Here is a 16,017-nt window from a genome sequence, read left to right as displayed (position 1 = left end):
CGCACTTGAACCACTTTCCTAACTCGTCCGAAGGTTCGGATTTGCCTCACCCCCACCCAGTTCGCTTCGCTCACAGCCTCCCCCCTCAAGGGGGAGGAGACTTTGCATTTACGCGAATTGAAATGCTCCTCAACAACTATAGTCATGGCTTCCAAATCGCTTGGAATATCCACGGCCCCAAAGTCAGCGCCGCAACCGTGTAACAGCCAAGCCCCGCCGTTGCCTGCCAACTGATCTCGGCCAAACCGTCCCCTAGGCTAAACTTCGTCGCTGCGATCAGAATCGCCACCAATGGAACCAAAAGCGGCAGAGCAATCGCCCCCGCCAAAGTCCCCCGATTGGATGCCTGCGCCACGATCGCGCCACACAAGGTTACCGCTCCCGCCAAGGCCCCGCATCCGAATGCCAACGCCAATAGGTACAAGGCCACTTGACGCACCTCAATGCCCATCAAGAAGAAGAACAAGATGCTCAGCAAGAGCGCAGTTCCAAACATCTGGACGAAGTTAAAAATCAGCTTGCCCCAATAGATAGCATGAGGCCGCGCCCAAAGCCGTAAAAGGTCGGCTGTTCCTTGCTCCTCCTCAACAATAAACGTTCTCGGCAGTGCGACCACCGCGCTGAAAAGGAGCGTAACCCAAAGCAGCCCGCTCGCCAATCGCCCGGTGACCTCGACATTCACCGTCGCATAAGCGATCGCGACGATGCTGACGAGGCTAAACAGCAGACTTGTGAGCAAGCCCGAGCGTCCGCGCAGCTCGGCCATGACCTCTTTGCGAAGCACCGCGACGATCTCACGCTTCCAACCGGAGTTCAAGGTTTCCGAGCCTCCTTTCTGTTGGATCGTTGGTCGCGATGACTAGCACACCCCGGATTCGTTGCTCTTCACAAATCGATTCGATCAAGGCGCGGCCCTCTTCGTCGAGGCTTGCGCCCGGTTCGTCGAGCATCAAGAGTTTGGGTTCGGTTTGGATCGCCAACGCGAGCTTGAGCCGATTGCGCATTCCTGTGCTGAGCTTGGCGCAAGGGCGGTCGGCGGCGCTTGTCAGGTTCACTCGCTTGAGTAGTTCCCCGGAGTTAGCTGAGCATCCTCGAAGGTCGGCAGAGAGTTCCAAATGCTCGGTGGGCGTGAGATGCGGATAGAGCGCCATGTCGAGCGCCGACACTCCAAGGGTCAGTCTTGGATCGCCGTCGGGCAAAATGACATTGCCCTCCGATGCGCTGAGCAGCCCACAAAGCGTCTTCAGAAGAGTCGATTTGCCGCTCCCGTTCTGCCCGAGAACAATAAGGGCATCACCGGTACCTAGCTCAAAGTTAAGCCCGCGAAAAATCCAGCGCGGACCAAACCTCTTGCCGAGCCCCTCGACCTTGAGCATGGGTATGAGTATGGCAGGGTGAGGTTCAAGTATTGGAGCACAGGCCAAGTGGCTTACGTAGAAATGGTGTCCCCAAGCAGAACCCGACGATGGTTTATTCGCTGCTCCACCAGCGACCAGAGAAAAGCTCCAGCGTAAAGCAAACCCGTGCACACCGCCATCATTCCCGCCACGCTCGTATTCCATCGTACGGCAAGGGCATAGCCTCCAACCGACGAAACGACCGCCAAGACCACAGAGATGACGAACATGGCTCGCAGCTTTCGCGTGAGAAGTTGAGCTGTCGCTGCAGGACCAATGAGCATTGCGACGACCAAGATCGCCCCGACTGCTTCAAAGCTTGCAACGGTGGCAATAGCGACGAGGGCCATCAATCCGAAGTAGATTGCGTTGGGTTTCTTGCCGAGTGATGCGGAAAGCGCCGGATCAAATGCCATCAAGGCAATCTCGCGCTTGAAGAGCCAGAGGCCAGCGGCAACAACCGCAAATGCGGGCAAGATCGTGATGAGCGCCCGAGGCACCTCGGTACCACCAAACGGGGCCGTGTCGATCGAAACAAACTCCACCAATCCGTACAAGACACAGCCGGGGTCGAGGTCGATCTGAGCGGCATAGCGAGTGATCACGAAGACACCAATGGCAAACAGAATTGTAAAAACGACCCCCAGTCCAGCATCTTCACGCACTTTTGTCAGCTTCCCAATGCCGCGTGTGAATACCACCGTAAGCACACCGGCAACAACGGCTCCCAACATCATTGGCACGGGATCACGAGTGCCAAACCAGACAAAGGTTAGCGCCAACCCCGGCAGTACCGAGTGGCTGATCGCATCGCCAGTCAAGCTCATCCTTTGAAGCACAAGCCAAACCCCAAGCAGGGCACACATGATCGAGCAGATGCTGGCCACGAGGATTGTCCAGAAGGCCATGCGTACTTCGGGGCTGAGGTTGTCAATCCACGACATTCGCAGCCTCCATCCCTTCCGGAGTGAGCTTGTAAGCATCACGGCTCAACTCGACCCATCCTCGGCGTGAGGCCTCAAGCAGCGACTGCCTGGGATCGCGAACCCCATAGCTCTGCAGCGTCTTTGTCGCGACCATTATGGGAACCCCGTCAGGGGATTCCATCAGCAAGCGGGCCGTAAGACGTGCGCCGTGGCTCAGCCTTCCTCGACGCTCACGAAGCGTGTAAGTGATCAATCCCCGATTTGGGGCGACGAGTGCGGAAACAACAAAACATCCCCCGGCAATGAGGATCATCACAGGCCCGGTTGGCATCTTGTCAAATGATGCGCTCAGAAGAGCGCCTGAAGCGGCGCTCGCCGCTCCCACACCAGCGGCGATCAGCATCAGTTTGCTCAGGCTCTCCGTCCAAAATCTAGCCGCGACTGCTGGCAAAATCGTCAACGCAGCAACGAGCACGATCCCGACCATCGGTAAACCCACGACCACCGCCGAAGCCACCATCGCCATCGCAGCAAAGTCGAGGACAACTGTATTCCAGCCGAGCGAACGAGCGTAGTCTGGGTCAAAGCTCAATAGACGAAGCTCTTTGAAGAGAACGACCAACACCGCAAGACAAACAATGCTGACGAGAGCGACCAGCATGACGTCTTGACGCACAATGCCCGCGGCCTTTCCGAGGAGATAGGTATCCAAGCCCGCTTGACTGCCGTCCGGCACGGCATTCTGGATGTGCCTCGAAAGCGCAATGCCAGCGCCAAAAAAAACCGACAGCACCAGCCCCAGAGCGGCATCCTCCTTGGTTCGGCTATGTCTGCGCACCATCGCGATCACCCAAACCCCAAGCAAGCCGGTAGCGAGCGCGCCGAGCAGCAACACAGGAAGAGATTTCGATTTGAAGATAAGAAAGCCAAGCCCTATTCCGGGCAACGCCGCATGCGCGATGGCATCGCCGAGCAAGGCCCGCCGACGTAAAACGGTGAGCGTGCCTACCCCACCGCAAAGCGCACCAAGCAGAGCAGCCCCAATCAAAACAATGAGTGTGTTGTATGTCAACCGGCGGCGGCTCCCCCGAGCCCAAGCGTCCCGAGCGAAAGCAATTTGCCACCGTAGGTGCGCTTGAGGTTGTCGTCGGTAAACGTTTGCTTGACCGCACCTTGGGCGATCACGCACTTATTCAACAGCACGACGGAATCAAAATACTCCGGCACTGTCTCCAAGTCGTGATGAACCATCACCACCGTTCCACCGCTTTGACGGATTCGACGGAGGATTTCGACGATTGCCTGTTCGGTCGCAGCATCGACACCGGCGAACGGCTCATCCATAAAATAGAAGGTTGCCTCTTGCGCAAGAGCTCGGGCAAGGAAAACTCGCTGCTGCTGGCCACCAGAGAGTTGGCTGATCTGCCTATGGCGATAGTCCAACATGCCGACCGCGTCCAGCGCAGATTCGGCAGACTCCTTTTCAGCTTTGCCCGGACGGCGGAACCAGCCCACGCGCCCATAGGTGCCCATCATCACGACGTCCATCACGCTGACGGGAAAATCCCAGTCAACGCTTTCACGCTGCGGCACATAGCCGATGCGTTTGTCGTGGCCTTCGAGTGGCTGCCCGAAGGCCTGAAAGGCCCCACTAAGACGAGGCACCAGCCCAAGAGCCGCCTTGATCAGCGTGCTTTTGCCAGCCCCGTTCGGACCGACGATTGCCACGAGTTCGTTTGCGGGAATGACGAGAGATACGTCTTGCAGGACCGGCTTGCGGTCATAGACAACGGTCAAGTTTCGGACTTCAAAAGCGATCATCGTAATGCCTGTACAATCTGTTTTGTATTGTGGCGTACCATTCCCTGATAGGTTCCTTCCGGAGTTCCGGGCGCGCCCATCGCGTCACTGAACAAGTTTCCGCCGATGCGCACCTTCAGCCCACGCTGCTGCGCGCCTTCGATCAAAGCCTGAACATTCTTGGCCGACACCGAAGTCTCGACAAAGACCGCTGTGACCTTGCGTGTTGCGATCAAATCGACAAGACGGTTGATCTCGCTCAGGCCAGCTTCCGATTCGGTGCTGATGCCTTGGATGCCCCGAACTTCGATGCCATACGCCCGCCCATAGTATCGAAAAGCGTCGTGAGCGGTGATTAGGAGACGCCGAGGTTTTGGGATGGTGGCAACCTGTGCCCGAATCTCTGCGTCGAGCTCAAGCAGCTCTTTGCGATAGCCCTCGGCATTCGCCCTATAGGCCTCTGCATTTGCGGGATCGACTTCACTCAGGATCTCGGCAACCGGGTCCAATCCCTTCGACCACAGCGCCACATCGAACCAAAGGTGGGGGTCCGGGAATTCTGTGTTTACAACATCGCTAAGTAGCTGGTCCTCCGGAATGCGCTCGGTTACGGCGAGAACGGGGCGCTTTCGCCCGACCTGGACAAGAACGTCCGCCATCTTCCCTTCGAGGTGGTGCCCGCTGTAGAGCACCAGGTCCGCACTCGTGAGCTTCGTGATGTCGCCTGGAGAGGCTTTATACAAATGTGGATCGACGCCTGCTCCCATGAGGACATCAACGGTGACGTGTTCACCGCCAACGCGCCGAGCAAGGTCTCCGACCATGCCTGTCGTCGCTACGATCCTCACTGGACCATCACGCCGTTCCCCGCTTTTCGAGCCTGATGTGGTGTCATCGGGCCCACAGCCAAGGGCGGTGACGAGCGCAGTTACCAGGATCGCCGCGAGTACGGCAAACCGTACACGAAGGTTAAAATCGGACCGCATACCCTACTCCTATGAACGGCATTCGGTCATTGCCCGAAAGCGAAGTGCCGAAGTGAAGATCAATTTGACGGTCGTTGCTTAGCTGATAAGCAAACCCGCCGTGGGCGACATGCTCCGATTTCATCGACTTGTGATAGGTGCCAGCATATTCGATGAAGAATCCGAGGCCGCCAGAGAGTTCGCGAGCGAGGGCAACTGTTTGTTGAAGGATGGTCCGGTTTCCGTCATCTTTCGTCCAAACGCCAACGCTCATCGCCGAAAGACTCCATCCAGAACTAAAATCGCGTGCGTAACAGAGCTTAACGGCAGGTTCTGAAGAGTCGGATGAGAATGCTCCCCGCGTGGGGATCGACGTCTCAACGATCACGGCCACGTCGAAGCCAAGCACCGGCTTTTCTGTTTCAAACTTAAATCCAAGACTGCCGTCGGCGAATCCAACTTCGGAGTTGCCTAAGAGCACGAGGCGACCGTAATCGGGGATGCCGATTCTCAGTTCTGATCGAGGGGCCATACCATAGCGGATGAGAGCTTCGGGACCGCTTATGGAGGAGCCTCCGCGAATCCCTTGGTAGGTAAAGCCGGACTCGAACTGCAGCCACCTCAATGGCACTACGTTTGCAGATTCGGTGAAGTCTGGGCGATCGGTCACAATCGGACCTTGCGGGGTGGCTTTGTCTTGAGCAAACGCAACAGTCGCGAGAGCGAAACAAGTCAGTAAAGGGACGATTTTCATGGCTTTCAAAAAATGTAGCCTTGGCTACATTTAGAAAGTGTAGCACAGCAAAACCACAAAAGTGTAACCATGGCTAAACTTTGATGCTTTCCCTAGGTCCTGTAGGTGAGGCATCACCTTGAATCGGGAAACTTGACCGTTGAAAACAGGCTTTGCGGGCGCGGTCAGAGGTTCTTGAGAAACTCTTCGACCATCGTCCAGTAGTACTCAAGGCTCTTGGTGTTCTTGTCCTTGCGAAGGGTTGAACTCCCGTGAAGACCGTCCTTGTGAACTGCCATCACATCGTACTTTCGGTTTGGAAAATTGCCCGCAGTGTCATAAAGGTCGATGCCGCCTTTGATCGCCTCGTCCTTGGTAAAAGCGAATAGAGCGCGTGCTTTCATCTTTGAATTCCAACCGCCTACAAGCCCCTTTTGTCCAAAGTATTCGCCGGGAGAAAAGGCAAGAACCGCGCTCACTTCGGAGTGCTCAGCGCCAAGTTTGAGGGCCAGTGAAGAGCTGTAGCTGCTGCCCCAGGCCACAATCTTTTTGTACTTGTTTGTCTTTGCCCAGTTAAAGGCAGCTTCAAGGTCGGCGTAGGCTTGGAGGAAGTTCTGAGAGGCGGGATATTGTGCTGCTGTTTTGTTCTTCACCCCCCACATTTCGCCGCCGGAGCGCTGGTCGATGGTCATACAATCGTAGCCCAGCTTTGCTACCCGGGGAGCAATGTTGGAATACTCCTCCATGTTCGACCGTGCCTGATGGAACATGAGGACAGCGCCCTTCACCTTGCCTGTGGCCTTGTAGTACTTGCCAAAGACCTTTTTGCCGTCAGCGGCTGTAAGGGTGACGTCTTTGGTTTGGGCAACCGAAAGCGTGCATACAAACAGAGTTAGAAGAAGCGCAGCAAATCTCATCGTGTTAGGATAGACATATTAGAGTTGGCGGAGGTTCGTTGTAAGCACTTTTTTGTGCCATTGAACCTCCGCCTGCAAATGTTAGAACCGAATTGAGTAGCCCGCTCCAACGAACGGCATGCGGTCACTGCCAGACACGAAGTATCCAAAGTGGAGATCCACTTGGCGGTTGTTATCAAGCTTCCAGGACAATCCGGCGTGCGCGATATGATCGGGCAATGCCGTCCGATTGAAGATGCCTGAGTACTCAACGAAAGCGCCGACACCTTGACGAAGCTGGCGTCCGATCGACACGGACTGCTGCACATAGAGCTTGCGATCGCCGCCTTCGTCGCTCCACGTCCCCGCGGTCATTGCTGAGAGCGTCCACATAGAGCCGAGGCTTCTCGAATACGCTACCTTGACTGTGGGATCGTACGTTCGCGTCGAAAACTCGTCGCGGGTTGGGATGGATGTCTCAATCGTTGCGGCAACATTGAAGCCGAGCACTCGTTCCGGCGCTTCAAATTTGAATCCGAGACTGCCATCGCCGTATCCGCTCAGCTTATTGCCGTAGATGACGAGGCGAGCGTAATCGGGCAGCCCGACACGAAGTTCGGTTCGTGGGGACTATCCGTAGCGCAGAAGCGCTTCCGGTCCGTTTACGACAGAGCCCCCTGGGATCCGCTGATAGGTCAGGCCGGATTCGATCTGAAGCCAGCGAAGTGGAACGACTGCTGCCGAGTCTGTAAAAGCCGGTCGGTCAGTGAGGATCGTGGGTTTGTCCTGCGCCAGATTCTGCCCGAAACTAACGGCAGGCAGAACGGCACAGATCATGAGCATTGTGTTTTTCATGGTTGATTCTCTGGGTCGAGCATTTTTGATGGTAATGAGTCGTGCCCGAATTCAAAGCTCAACATGGGTTTCCGTGCCGAGCGCCATGGGCCTAAACCTGGTCATATGGATGAACCGAGCCCAGCCGCAGAATGCGGCTGGGGCGTCCATCCAAAACGAAGATGCACTTGCGAAGCTTGCTCCTCAATGCGTCATCGACACGGAGGGTTTGGCTTTTGATGGGTTGCCTGCACTGTAACCAGTGCAGAGCAGCTCAAACAAAAAGCCATCGTGATCGCAATGTTCTTCAGCTCTCCTTCTTTGCGCTTTAGGCGCTGGGAAAAGTGTGGCCTGTGAAATTACGGGTAGCAATCGGACTTTTGGCCTTTCGCAAACAATTTCTGAAATTGAATCTGAAACGGGTCCCAAGAGTGGTCCCAGCTCTCGGGACAGTGGTCCCACACCAGGGTCGATAGGCCCGGTTTTTGGCTGTCGGGATAGATTTGCCTATCTATGCTACTTGCGCAGTAAGCTATCTTCAGCAGAGTCGAGATGAAAACGCTTGCTGAAAAGATTATTGAGCCGCTTGACCTTGCTATCTCACTGAGCGCCATCAACAGCATCGAGCACTTGAAGCCTTATTACGGACCTCCTCTTACCGACAGAATGATAGCGGTTGCTGAGCAAAAGCTAGGACTCCAACTACCCCACAGTTATCTTGAGTTCTGCCGCGTGGTCAACGGAGGATTCGTCAGAGGCGAATTCTTCGTGATCAATGCCTGTGAGGTTTCTTTCAGGTCAATATCGGGCATCGGCTATGAGAACGGGATTGATAGTGACACCGGTTCCGCCTACATGATTGAAGAATGGGACTATCCCTCGCCTGGGATCGTACTCGGAGGCGACGGACATACGGCTGTCATGCTGGACTACCGAAAATCCTTTGACAGCGGGGAGCCGCCAGTAATCTGGGTAGATACCGAGGAAGTCAGAGTTGTTACGATCGCAAACAATTTCACGGAATTTGCGCAGATACTGTCCTCGCTTATTGAAGGCAAATAGAAAACTCCATCCAGAATTGGCCTACGAGGTTCGACGACTAAGCTTGAAGCAACTCCAGTCGCGAGCATGAATCCAAAGAAGCAAACGGTGCGAACGGACATAATCTTCTTGTGCTCTCAATCCCTTATCCAGTCATCCTGGCAAGCGCGTCTCCACGCCGAAAGCAACTGCTCAATAAGCTTATCACCGAATTCGACATCTTACACGCCGACCTGGATGAGGGCGCTCTGACCACTTCTGATCCCTTCGCGACAGCGGAAGCGCTCGCTGCAGCAAAAGCCGGGATTATATTCTCTCAGCGGCCCGATTCCCTCGTTATCGGGGGGGATACCGTCGTGGCTCTGCCGATTGGGGAAGACAAGTTTGAGCAACTTGCCAAACCTGAGGACGAAGGAGATGCCCACCGTATCCTGAGACAACTCAGCGGGCGGACGCACTTAGTCATCACTGGTATCGCGCTCTTTTGGCCCGGCGGACAGCACATTTTTGCCGACACCTCCAAAGTCACCTTCAACGACCTCGTGGACGAGCAGATTTGGTCTTATATCTCCACAGGTGAGCCGATGGACAAAGCAGGAGCTTATGGGGCGCAAGACTCCTCAAATGGCTTCATTGCGAGCATTGAAGGCTCTTTCGACAACGTTGTTGGTCTCCCCACCGAAGCGCTTATGCAAGCCCTTCAGACTAGGTTTGGAGCTGGTGGCATGCCTTCCGCGAACAGCTCATCCAGCACATCGAATGCGTAGCGCAGATGTGGAATCACGATCGAGCCGCCGATGACCAAGGCGATGTTCATCGCCTCATGTATCTCTTCGCGTGAGCAGCCTTCCGTAACACAGCGATCAAGGTGATAGAAGATGCAGTCGTTGCAGCGCAAAACCATGGAGCCGACCAGACCCATCAACTCCTTATTCGGGACGCTGATCGCGCCTTCTTGGTAGGCATTGGTGTCCAGGGCGAAGAACTTGTTGAACTCTTTGTGGCCTGAGTTCAGGATCTTCTCATTCATGTCCAGCCGATACTTCCGAGTCTCGACAGCCTTCTTACGCATGAAGTTCAGACTACCTGTTGGCGTCTGAGAACGGGGACATCCAGCAGCTCGGCGATACGCCCAGCGACGTCACCGACATCCTCAACGGCAGTGAGTTCGCCAAGGAAAATCTCCTTCCCGTCGATCCGAAAGCCCAGCATGGAAGCGATATCTCCAAAGTCGTCGATCAGCACGGCCTGGACATTCTCCGCAGCAAAGGTTCGGCACCGGTCAAGCTTGACCCGTTTCTGGTTGATCTCGCCAAGCATCCGGTCTGGACCGTTGGCGAAGTAATAAACGGAAAGTGACCAATGATAGAGTCCGATTGCACCCAAGATGACGCTCGCGGCGTCGAATCCGAGCCAGCCCGCCGAATTGGAATCACGCCAGATCGCAACTGCGACGGCAAAGAGCGCGGTTCCGAACAAAAAACTCAGCCAGGTGAGGCATCGAAACAGGCGTGACGGACCAAAAAGGCGATAGCCATTTGGGATTGAGATTAATCGGAGTCTGCCTCGACGACGGTTCACTTCACTTATTAATGACGTCGAGAAAGGTTAAGGAGTTGTCCGTGCCTACCGCGGCAGGGCTGGGAACATGTCCCGAGCAACGGCAACGATGTCTACTTTCCACTGTCCATCCTCTTTCACACAGGGGATTTCGTATCGTTTTTCATACCCTTGATTTCCCAAGTCTTTTGTCCAAAGGATGTTGACGGAGGCGCTTGTGTCGCTTATCTCCCTCGACCCAACCATTGTCCACACGAACCGAACATGGGGGGCCGCCTCCTTCACACAAAACTCCCATTGTTTGCGTAATTCAGCTTTATCGCCGTCGTAGTGGCTCAACTCGACAAGCTGATCGACATCAGCCTTCGCAAGGGCGGTGAGAAAGTTGCCAACGGTGACTGAAGGGGAGCTTCGAGTCATGACTAGCAATACAGCTAGAACGATGACGCTGGCTAATCCAAGAGCCAAAACAATATTAAGACGACCAGCACGCAGCATCCGACACCTATTTAACCCGACTCGAGCGTTCCTTTACGGAATCATCCCGTCCCTCCAGAGTCTTTCGGTGGCATTTACGTTGACCTTCCAACCGGTTTGGTCCTTTTCGACCAACCAAAGTGTTGTCGCGACGAGCGATCTATCAGGAAAGCTGTACTCCACTTCGGCAGTGACTTGGTTGGTGTTTCTCTGGAGGGATCGAATTTGGAAACGCCCATCGGCACGGGCAAAGTTCCAGACTCCTCTTGCCAGAAAGTCCAGCGACTCCTGGTTTGTCTCCGGCCGAATCGACTCTTGGACCTTGGCAAAGTCGCGGCTGAGGACAGCACGATGGAATTTCCTAACCGCGCTCTCAGGACCGAAATCACGCAACAGATAAAAAACGCTTAGGGTCAGTAGCGTCAAAACGGCGGCTGCGGGAAGACTTGCTGCACTTTGTTTGCCATTCATGGCCAAATTCAATGTACCATTTCTACTGAACTTGGACTCAGCAGGCACGTCTGTCTAACCAGACGATATCTGTGAGGGGAAAGCGATGAGCGACCTATTAACGAGAAGAGACCTTTTCCGTGTCGGCGGCATGATTGCCATCGGCCTGACGGCCCCACGTTGGCTTAGCACCCTCGCCCATGCAGAGGTCATACGGCAGGCTAAGGGCAGCAAAGCCCTAAGTGATACTGTGCTGGTTGTTTGTCAGCTCTCGGGTGGCAACGACGGACTGAACACCGTCGTTCCATACGCCAACAAGAAATATTACGAACTACGCCCGACCATCGGCATCACCGAAGACAAGGTGCTGAAGATCTCCAACGAAGTCGGGTTTCACCCCAACTTGACCGGGCTGGAAGAGCTTTATAAAGCGGGCAAAGTCGCCATCGTCGACAACGTTGGATACCCAAATCCTAACCGCTCGCACTTTAAGAGCATGGATATCTGGCAATCGGCAAGCCCTGACCTATCGCTAAAATACGGTTGGGTTGGCCGACACTTTGACCAGCAAGCCCTTACCGGTCCTCTCAATCCCGTAGTCGCTCTTGGGTTATCTACCGAAAAGCCACGTTCGCTCTCGGCAAAGAATGCAAGCATCCCCTGCTTTGCAAGCCTCGCCGACATCCAGTCGATGGTAGGCGACCCCGATATGGAACGCATGCTTCGGCAGATCCAGGGTCCTGATGCGGCACAAGGCTCGAACGCTCGTATCGTTCAGCAAGCCAATAAAGCCGCCCTTGATGCGATCGCCGCGCTCAAAGTTCAACTCGCCACGTACAAGACAAAGCAGACTTACGCCAACGATCCGTTTGGGCGAGGGTTCCAGCAGATCGCCCAGATCGTGGCGACTTCCCCCGCCACCCGAGTGGTCTACTTCAGCGCTGGCGGCTTCGATACTCACGCGAAGCAAGCGGAAAGCCATGATCGGCTGTTGAAGGGCTTTGGCGACGCCGTAAACGCATTCCAAAAGGAGATGGAAGCAGCCGGGCGAGCCGATAAGGTCATCGTTCTGGTCTTCTCAGAGTTCGGACGACGCTGTTACGAGAACGCAAGCGCAGGTACCGATCACGGTGCAGGCGGTTTGATGTTCCTGGTGGGCAACAAGATCAAAGGTGGTCTTTATGGAGGAGCGCCGGATTTGGTGAACCTGCAGAACGGCGACCTTAAGCACAACGTCGACTTCCGTGAGGTCTACGCCACAGCCCTGGACAACTGGGTTGGCGGAGACTCCGAAATCGTGCTTGGGCAGAAATTCACTCCGTTGCCCGTGTTTAAGTAAAACGCTTTCCTACTGTCCTTTCGGGCCAGGGGAATATCCACACACAAGGCCCGGCCAAAAGTCGGGTCTTGTTTTCTGGAAGGATGAAGCGAAGGTGTTACGAGTAAGACACCGCACTTCATAGCCGACTTACGCCTTTGCGTACCGTTCCTCTAGCTCAGCCCATGCGTCGTTCTCGATCGCCTTTCGGATCTCCTCCATCAGTCTTGCGTAAAAAGCAAGGTTGTGGAGGCTTGCAATCCTTGCCCCAAGTGCCTCCTTAGCCTTAAAGAGATGCCTTAAGTAAGCCGCTGAATAACGTTCCGTTCCTGGAAAGATACTCATCGGATCAATCGGTCCGTCGTGCTCGGCCCATTTTAACGCCATGGCGTTCACCCGGCCCTGCATCGTGTACAACGAATGATGCCGTGCTTGGCGGGTTGGGAGGACACAGTCGAACATGTCGATCCCACATCGCACCGCGTGAATGATGTCTTGAGGATGGCCGACGCCCATCAGGTAGCGGGGCTTGTCCTTGGGCAGCAGAGGCGAGGCAAACTTGACGACGGGGCGCTGCATCTCAGTCGGCTCGCCAACACTCACACCGCCGATGGCAAAACCATCGAACGGGAGTTTGGTGATGAAATCGGCGGATTCTTGGCGCAGGTCTTCATGCACTCCTCCCTGGACGATCCCAAACAGCGCACCCTTTTTCCTGGATTCCAAACATCGTCCGGCCCAGCGGTGGGTTTGGTGCATGGCAGCGACGGCTTCGTCACGGGTGCAAGGATAGGGCGGGCAGACATCCAGAGCCATGGCGATATCCACGCCCAGCTCGTCCTGAATCTTCATCGACTGCTCAGGCGTGAGGAACATCTCCGTTCCGTCGAGGTGCGACTTGAATTTGACACCTTCGTCGGTGATCTTTCGCATATCGGAAAGGCTCATCACTTGGTAGCCGCCGGAATCGGTGAGGATCGCCCCCTTCCAACTCATGAACTTGTGCAGCCCCCCGAAGCGGTCGATGAGGTCGCTGCCGGGGCGCAGGCCAAGGTGATAAGTGTTGCTGAGGATGAGCTCGAAGCCAAGGGCCTCCAGGTCTTCGCTGCCGACGGTCTTGACAGTGCCCTGCGTACCCACCGGCATGAAACACGGGGTTTCGACCGTTCCGTGGTGCGTGTGGATGCGTCCCCGGCGCGCGCCTGTGCGCTGGCAGGTGGAGAGAAGTTCGTAGCGGAAATTCTGGCTCATACTAAAGATCGCGATAGAATTTGCTGGGAGGCTTAGCGTGCGTAATCCGACGAGTTTATCATCACTCATTCACGAGGGAATGCACCCAACTCTTTCGGGACTCAAGAATCCGGAGAACGAGGCGCACGGATGGTTGTGCAAAACAATACAAACTCTTGATCAGCGCGGTTTGGGAAAACTCGTGGATCGGCTCCTGGCACAAATGTCCTCTTTGACCAAAGTCCAGGGGGACTTGCTTGAGGTCAGTCTAGCCGAACGGCTATGCCGTAGTTTTCCTGAAGCAAAAATCGAGTATGAGCCTCCACCTTGTCCGCCTGCAACATCGCCTCCTGATTTGGTCGTCTGGCAAGGCACAGCAAGGATCAACTTTCAGTGCAAGGCTGTTCTAAATCTCTCAAACGAGCTTTGGCTTGAACGATTCCTATCATGGTGCGAGAAGAAATACTGTGAAAGAGAACCTGGCTTGGTACTTGATATAGCCGTAGAACGGGACTTGGATGAAGAGGCTTTTGAACGTCTTAAACGATGGTTTTCTCAGAATATAGATCAGTTACCAGTTGGCCTGCATGTAGATTGGCTGGATGCCAGTACTAACTGTTATGTCCAGATAACATTGACCAACCAAGAAAAAAAGGGTGTCAAGCGAGGAACCACCTGGGCTCCAGTGGACACTTTGGGATTCGCGCAAGAAGTGCGCGAAGACGACTTGCGCGATTCCTTGTCTACGCGCTTCAAAAAAGCAAAGCCGAGTTTTGCGCCCAAAGCAAGCTCTGATCAACTAAATATTATCGTCATTGAATTGCCCATGTTGTCGTTGTTTGAAGAGGATTGTTTATGGCAGGCACTGTATGGAAGCGCGGTGTTCAAAGCGGACCCATCGGGTGTAGGATGGACGACCGCTGGCAATGGCTATTTTGGGGTTCAGAATGCGTGGTGTTCAGCACTGATACTCGCCACACGCTCCCCAGAGAAGCCGTTCGTGGTTTTCCCACATCCTACGCACAGCGAAACTCTCAAGTTGTTTCTCGAAACTGGTCCCGACTTTCGTTTAGGGCAAAGATATGAGGATTGATCCACGGGGTTCAACAGTCTGATAAATGGAGGGTCCCCCATGCTAAAATAACGCTATGAGCGTCACCGCCGTCAAGACCGCGTACGACCGCGTTTTTAACTTCTCCGCCGGACCGTGCACCCTCCCTGTTGAGGTGCTCGAAGAGATCCGCGACGACCTGATGAACTACAAGGGCAAGGGCATGTCCGTCATGGAGATGAGCCACCGCAGCAAAGAGTTCATGGACATCCTTGACGAGACGCTGGAGACCTTCCGCCGCGTGTTCAACGTGCCCGAGAACTACAAAACGTTCTTCATGCAGGGCGGCGCGACTCTTCAAAACACCGCTCATGCGATGAACCTGCTCGGGGAAGGCGTGGGCGACTACGTCGTCACCGGATATTGGGGCAAGAAGACCAGCCAACAAGCGCCGCTCGTCGGCGAATGCAAGGTCATCTACGACGGCAAACCCCACAACTATTCGGAGGTGCCCGACCTCACAAAGCTCGACTATTCACCCAACGCATCTTACGTTCACTGGGTGAGCAACGAGACCATCCACGGAGTCGAGTTCAAGAGCGATCCCGACCTGCCTGTGACCTCGGTATGCGACATGAGCTCAAACATCATGAGCCGTCCGGTTGATGTCAGCAAGTACGCCATGATCTATGCGGGAGCACAGAAGAACATGGGCCCCGCAGGCGCTACGCTCGTGATCCTGCGGGAAGACCTGCTTGCTCGCACACCCGAGCCGTTCCACCCCATGCTCAGCTACAAAGCGATTTCGGACAACGGTTCCATGTTCAACACCCCACCGTGCTTTGCGATCTACGTGTGCGGATTGGTTTATAAGTGGGTGAAGAAAGAAGGCGGGCTAACGGCGATCCAAAAGCGCAACGAAGCCAAGGCCAAGGTGCTTTACGATGCCATCGATGCTTCCGCCGGTTTCTATGCTGGACACGCTAAAGCCGATTGCCGGTCGAACATGAACGTCACTTTCCAGCTTCCGACTGAAGAACTGCTCTCTACTTTTGTGAAGGAAGCCGATGCCGTCAAGCTCAATGGCCTGAAGGGACACCGGTCGCTCGGCGGGATCCGCGCCAGCATCTACAACGCCTTCCCACTGGAAGGTTGCCAAGTGATGGCAGAGTTCATGGCGGACTTTGCAAAGCGCAACGGCTGATACGATTTTGGATTTAAGATTCTGGATTTTGGATTGAAAGTGCAGAAACGTGCACGCTCAAAATATGACCTGTTGGACGGATTGGTCCAACAGGTCATTTCTTTATCTGCGCTCCACCTGGGTCCCGTGAACCAC

The 16,017-nt window shown here is 54.9% G+C and carries 21 protein-coding genes; 6 read left to right on the top strand and 15 right to left on the bottom strand.

Annotated features, from left to right (window positions below; genetic code table 11):
* Positions 1-142: 142 nt before the first annotated feature.
* From KF784_12745 to KF784_12700, 10 genes are all read right to left on the bottom strand, one after another.
* Entirely contained in the window at positions 143-817 is a 675-nt protein-coding gene (locus tag KF784_12745; protein ID MBX3119927.1) for a heme exporter protein CcmB, read from the bottom strand.
* On the bottom strand, positions 795-1,376 hold the full coding sequence (locus KF784_12740) for an ABC transporter ATP-binding protein (protein MBX3119926.1): 582 nt from the start codon (positions 1,374-1,376) through the stop codon (positions 795-797). Before KF784_12740 ends, KF784_12745 begins: the two co-directional genes overlap by 23 nt.
* Positions 1,377-1,429: 53 nt before the next feature.
* Positions 1,430-2,341 (bottom strand): metal ABC transporter permease, encoded by a 912-nt coding sequence (locus tag KF784_12735; GenBank protein MBX3119925.1) that lies wholly within the window; start codon positions 2,339-2,341, stop codon positions 1,430-1,432.
* Positions 2,328-3,395 (bottom strand): metal ABC transporter permease, encoded by a 1,068-nt coding sequence (locus tag KF784_12730; protein MBX3119924.1) that lies wholly within the window; start codon positions 3,393-3,395, stop codon positions 2,328-2,330. The genes KF784_12735 and KF784_12730 overlap by 14 nt, the downstream gene beginning before the upstream one ends.
* Positions 3,392-4,144, bottom strand: coding sequence for a metal ABC transporter ATP-binding protein (locus tag KF784_12725; protein ID MBX3119923.1), 753 nt, complete (start codon positions 4,142-4,144; stop codon positions 3,392-3,394). The genes KF784_12730 and KF784_12725 overlap by 4 nt, the downstream gene beginning before the upstream one ends.
* Positions 4,141-5,109 carry a zinc ABC transporter substrate-binding protein gene (locus KF784_12720; protein MBX3119922.1) on the bottom strand — a complete coding sequence of 323 codons (969 nt, stop codon included), beginning with the start codon at positions 5,107-5,109 and terminating at the stop codon, positions 4,141-4,143. Before KF784_12720 ends, KF784_12725 begins: the two co-directional genes overlap by 4 nt.
* A complete protein-coding gene (locus KF784_12715; GenBank protein MBX3119921.1) occupies positions 5,093-5,842 on the bottom strand; it encodes a transporter in 750 nt (249 codons plus the stop codon). The genes KF784_12720 and KF784_12715 overlap by 17 nt, the downstream gene beginning before the upstream one ends.
* A gap of 164 nt (positions 5,843-6,006) precedes the next feature.
* Complete coding sequence (locus tag KF784_12710) at positions 6,007-6,738, bottom strand: alpha/beta hydrolase (protein ID MBX3119920.1); 732 nt, start codon at positions 6,736-6,738, stop codon at positions 6,007-6,009.
* An 81-nt stretch (positions 6,739-6,819) separates the two neighbouring features.
* Positions 6,820-7,320, bottom strand: a complete 501-nt coding sequence (locus KF784_12705; GenBank protein MBX3119919.1) for a transporter — start codon at positions 7,318-7,320, stop codon at positions 6,820-6,822.
* A gap of 27 nt (positions 7,321-7,347) precedes the next feature.
* Positions 7,348-7,572 (bottom strand): hypothetical protein, encoded by a 225-nt coding sequence (locus KF784_12700; protein ID MBX3119918.1) that lies wholly within the window; start codon positions 7,570-7,572, stop codon positions 7,348-7,350.
* Positions 7,573-7,606: 34 nt separating this feature from the next.
* Between KF784_12700 and KF784_12695 the strand changes: the two genes are divergently transcribed.
* The 3 genes from KF784_12695 to maf all read left to right on the top strand — a co-directional run bounded on the left by KF784_12695 (position 7,607) and on the right by maf (position 9,359).
* Entirely contained in the window at positions 7,607-7,810 is a 204-nt protein-coding gene (locus KF784_12695; protein ID MBX3119917.1) for a hypothetical protein, read from the top strand.
* A gap of 293 nt (positions 7,811-8,103) precedes the next feature.
* A complete protein-coding gene (locus KF784_12690) occupies positions 8,104-8,613 on the top strand; it encodes an SMI1/KNR4 family protein (GenBank protein ID MBX3119916.1) in 510 nt (169 codons plus the stop codon).
* Between the two features lie 110 nt (positions 8,614-8,723).
* A complete protein-coding gene (gene maf, locus KF784_12685) occupies positions 8,724-9,359 on the top strand; it encodes a septum formation protein Maf (GenBank protein MBX3119915.1) in 636 nt (211 codons plus the stop codon).
* On the opposite strand, the gene KF784_12680 is transcribed toward maf, so the two are convergent.
* Genes KF784_12680 through KF784_12665 form a run of 4 tightly spaced genes read right to left on the bottom strand, consistent with a single transcriptional unit; the run spans position 9,293 to position 11,100 of the window.
* Positions 9,293-9,664, bottom strand: coding sequence for a carboxymuconolactone decarboxylase family protein (locus tag KF784_12680; protein MBX3119914.1), 372 nt, complete (start codon positions 9,662-9,664; stop codon positions 9,293-9,295). The genes maf and KF784_12680 overlap by 67 nt on opposite strands.
* A 5-nt stretch (positions 9,665-9,669) precedes the next feature.
* A complete protein-coding gene (locus KF784_12675) occupies positions 9,670-10,173 on the bottom strand; it encodes a hypothetical protein (GenBank protein ID MBX3119913.1) in 504 nt (167 codons plus the stop codon).
* 45 nt (positions 10,174-10,218) lie between these two features.
* Positions 10,219-10,650 (bottom strand): DUF4878 domain-containing protein, encoded by a 432-nt coding sequence (locus KF784_12670; GenBank protein ID MBX3119912.1) that lies wholly within the window; start codon positions 10,648-10,650, stop codon positions 10,219-10,221.
* A 33-nt stretch (positions 10,651-10,683) separates the two neighbouring features.
* Positions 10,684-11,100, bottom strand: a complete 417-nt coding sequence (locus tag KF784_12665; protein ID MBX3119911.1) for a hypothetical protein — start codon at positions 11,098-11,100, stop codon at positions 10,684-10,686.
* Positions 11,101-11,185: 85 nt separating this feature from the next.
* On the opposite strand from KF784_12665, the gene KF784_12660 reads away from it, so the two are divergent.
* Complete coding sequence (locus KF784_12660; protein ID MBX3119910.1) at positions 11,186-12,418, top strand: DUF1501 domain-containing protein; 1,233 nt, start codon at positions 11,186-11,188, stop codon at positions 12,416-12,418.
* Between the two features lie 129 nt (positions 12,419-12,547).
* Here KF784_12660 and tgt read toward each other — a convergent pair whose 3' ends face one another.
* A complete protein-coding gene (tgt, locus tag KF784_12655) occupies positions 12,548-13,717 on the bottom strand; it encodes a tRNA guanosine(34) transglycosylase Tgt (GenBank protein ID MBX3119909.1) in 1,170 nt (389 codons plus the stop codon).
* Between tgt and KF784_12650 the strand changes: the two genes are divergently transcribed.
* Both KF784_12650 and serC read left to right on the top strand, forming a co-directional pair.
* Positions 13,686-14,720, top strand: coding sequence for a hypothetical protein (locus tag KF784_12650; GenBank protein MBX3119908.1), 1,035 nt, complete (start codon positions 13,686-13,688; stop codon positions 14,718-14,720). The two genes, tgt and KF784_12650, sit on opposite strands and share 32 nt — an antisense overlap.
* A 55-nt stretch (positions 14,721-14,775) precedes the next feature.
* Positions 14,776-15,882 (top strand): phosphoserine transaminase, encoded by a 1,107-nt coding sequence (gene serC / locus KF784_12645; protein ID MBX3119907.1) that lies wholly within the window; start codon positions 14,776-14,778, stop codon positions 15,880-15,882.
* Positions 15,883-16,017 lie beyond the last annotated feature (135 nt).

This window comes from Fimbriimonadaceae bacterium, from assembly GCA_019638775.1.
GTDB lineage: Bacteria > Armatimonadota > Fimbriimonadia > Fimbriimonadales > Fimbriimonadaceae > JAHBTD01.
The sequence above is the reverse complement of the archived record's forward strand: the minus strand, read 5'-3'. Positions and strand labels throughout refer to the sequence as shown.

Excerpts from the sequence above, each read along its gene's own strand:
- KF784_12690 (MBX3119916.1), top strand. The coding sequence starts at position 8,104 with ATGAAAACGCTTGCTGAAAAGATTATTGAGCCGCTTGACCTTGCTATC.
- KF784_12720 (MBX3119922.1), bottom strand. The coding sequence starts at position 5,109 with ATGCGGTCCGATTTTAACCTTCGTGTACGGTTTGCCGTACTCGCGGCG.
- KF784_12735 (MBX3119925.1), bottom strand. The coding sequence starts at position 2,341 with ATGTCGTGGATTGACAACCTCAGCCCCGAAGTACGCATGGCCTTCTGG.
- KF784_12725 (MBX3119923.1), bottom strand. The coding sequence starts at position 4,144 with ATGATCGCTTTTGAAGTCCGAAACTTGACCGTTGTCTATGACCGCAAG.
- KF784_12660 (MBX3119910.1), top strand. The coding sequence starts at position 11,186 with ATGAGCGACCTATTAACGAGAAGAGACCTTTTCCGTGTCGGCGGCATG.
- KF784_12715 (MBX3119921.1), bottom strand. The coding sequence starts at position 5,842 with ATGAAAATCGTCCCTTTACTGACTTGTTTCGCTCTCGCGACTGTTGCG.
- tgt (MBX3119909.1), bottom strand. The coding sequence starts at position 13,717 with ATGAGTGATGATAAACTCGTCGGATTACGCACGCTAAGCCTCCCAGCA.
- KF784_12700 (MBX3119918.1), bottom strand. The coding sequence starts at position 7,572 with ATGAAAAACACAATGCTCATGATCTGTGCCGTTCTGCCTGCCGTTAGT.
- KF784_12680 (MBX3119914.1), bottom strand. The coding sequence starts at position 9,664 with ATGCGTAAGAAGGCTGTCGAGACTCGGAAGTATCGGCTGGACATGAAT.
- KF784_12740 (MBX3119926.1), bottom strand. The coding sequence starts at position 1,376 with ATGCTCAAGGTCGAGGGGCTCGGCAAGAGGTTTGGTCCGCGCTGGATT.
- KF784_12670 (MBX3119912.1), bottom strand. The coding sequence starts at position 10,650 with ATGCTGCGTGCTGGTCGTCTTAATATTGTTTTGGCTCTTGGATTAGCC.
- KF784_12695 (MBX3119917.1), top strand. The coding sequence starts at position 7,607 with ATGAGTCGTGCCCGAATTCAAAGCTCAACATGGGTTTCCGTGCCGAGC.
- serC (MBX3119907.1), top strand. The coding sequence starts at position 14,776 with ATGAGCGTCACCGCCGTCAAGACCGCGTACGACCGCGTTTTTAACTTC.
- KF784_12710 (MBX3119920.1), bottom strand. The coding sequence starts at position 6,738 with ATGAGATTTGCTGCGCTTCTTCTAACTCTGTTTGTATGCACGCTTTCG.
- KF784_12665 (MBX3119911.1), bottom strand. The coding sequence starts at position 11,100 with ATGAATGGCAAACAAAGTGCAGCAAGTCTTCCCGCAGCCGCCGTTTTG.